The 1,815-nt window shown below is 52.9% G+C and carries 2 protein-coding genes; one reads left to right on the forward strand and one right to left on the reverse strand.

Translation table 11 applies throughout. The features are described 5' to 3' along the window. Positions 1–24 precede the first annotated feature (24 nt). Positions 25–597, forward strand: coding sequence for a helix-turn-helix transcriptional regulator (locus AKG11_RS34300; RefSeq protein WP_082343019.1), 573 nt, complete (start codon positions 25–27; stop codon positions 595–597). Between the two features lie 218 nt (positions 598–815). Here the strand turns inward: AKG11_RS34300 and AKG11_RS33450 are convergent, their stop codons facing one another. Next, positions 816–1,544 carry a Crp/Fnr family transcriptional regulator gene (locus AKG11_RS33450; protein WP_050747146.1) on the reverse strand — a complete coding sequence of 243 codons (729 nt, stop codon included), beginning with the start codon at positions 1,542–1,544 and terminating at the stop codon, positions 816–818. Positions 1,545–1,815 lie beyond the last annotated feature (271 nt).

The raw sequence follows: 1,815 nt of genomic DNA on the forward strand, positions 1-1,815 counted from the left end.
TGATAGAGCTACGATGAGCCGAAAATCCTCTCTTCTCAACTAAACCAGTTCTGTCTCAAGGGCGCTGATCCGGGACATGAGCGCCGGAATTGGGCGGATTTCGATCCGAACCTCGCGCGCGCAGTCGCAACCGAGAAACCGATCTGGTGGAGCAACCAAGACATATACAGTTGCCGGTATCAGCAAAGCTATCTCGATTTTCTGGATAGCAGCCCGTTGAAGGGTGGCCTCCTGGTGCCGCTCTCTAGGCGATCTGGCACTATCAGCTGTGTCTCAGTGGAGGCTCACAGTGAAAAACAAGTTGATGATCGGACGACCCACGCAGTTGTGGTGATCGCAAACTCCGGCCTCTTAAAGGCGGAGGCACTTGGTCTTTGTTCAGCGATTTCAACTGATGAAAGCCACGCACTGCGCGAGCTTTCGCCGAAACAAGCAGAAATTCTTAGATGGGCGGCAGAGGGAAAGTCGAACGCCGACATCGCTACCATTATGGACATTTCGGAGCGGATTGTAAAATATCACATGAGTGAAATTCTGCGAAAGCTGGGGGTCGCCACGCGCGCACAGGCAATATCGAAGCTGACGCTACGGCAATAGCCGCTCTTCTCAACTCTGGCCGATTGCAAGATGGTCGCTATTCTTTGATGCCCCGAATAGCCAAGAGGGTTTTACCTGCCTAAAAATTGAGAAAGAGGACACTTAACCAATCTGGGCGCTTCTTTGCGGCTCTCAATCGCCTTTCGCCAAAACTCTGTCAAGCCGCAGCAGTCTGTGTCGGATCCTCATACCCCATTACCCTTGATCGATATCGTACTTCATCCATCTATGCCAGCGATGTCAGCGAGGCGCCCAAAATCGTGGACGGTGATCGTCCGGTTGTTCTCTACATGGATGACCTTTTCCTGACGAAGCTTTGTCATTTGGCGGCTGACGGTCTCGATGGTGAGGCCAAGGAAGTCGCCGATATCCTGCCGGGTGAGGGGAAGTTCGAAATGCAAAACCTCCGACTTGTCTGGGGCAATATGGGTGGCGATCAGGTGCAGCAAGGTCGCTACCTTCTCGCGCGCCGTCTTGCGACCTAGCGTCAGCATCCAGTCACGGGCGTCGTCGAGTTCGTTTAGCGCTTGCTTGTGGAGCCGGTGGCCAAAATTGGAGATATTGTTGACGAACTGTTCGAGCGCAGCCTTGGGCAAGGCGCAGACTTCGATATTGGTCGCCGCTTCAGCCGAAAACTCACTTTCGATGGAGAAGGGGCGGCCGATAAAGTCGGGGGCGAATTGAAGGCCGACTATCTGTTGGCGGCCATCTGGCATTATCTTGGTGAGTTTCACCACGCCCTTGAGAATATTGGCATAGGAGTGGACAGGTTCGCCCTGGCCATGCAGTTCGCCACCGGGCTGGACCACTTTGCGGGAGGTCTGGCGACTGAATTCTGTCAACTGTTCAGGCGTCAGTGCACCGCAGACACCACCAAGCCGTGCGCCGCAGTCGCGGCAGAAGTCGGGGATTTCCGAGTTGTAAATATCTTTGCGCACTGCATCCATGATACACTCTATTGCCTTCGACCAGAGTATTCGCTCGAGGTGCTTATAAGAATTCGTCACTAATCAAAAAGCGCATTCTGTGATGATTTTGCAATCCTCAGTTCTTGGGGGCTGCGTGTTTTTTTTGATCAAAATCAAGACGCACGTCGCCGCTCTCACATAGTTTTTTGTGACAGGAGTACGGCATGCCCTAACCCGAATAATTCACGAGGGGTTGGCGGATATGGTTCAAACCGTTGAAATGACGTAGGATTTGGTTGCTTACGCCGAT

Origin of the sequence: Shinella sp. SUS2 (assembly GCF_001262505.1) — a bacterium.
Taxonomy (GTDB): Bacteria; Pseudomonadota; Alphaproteobacteria; order Rhizobiales; family Rhizobiaceae; genus Shinella.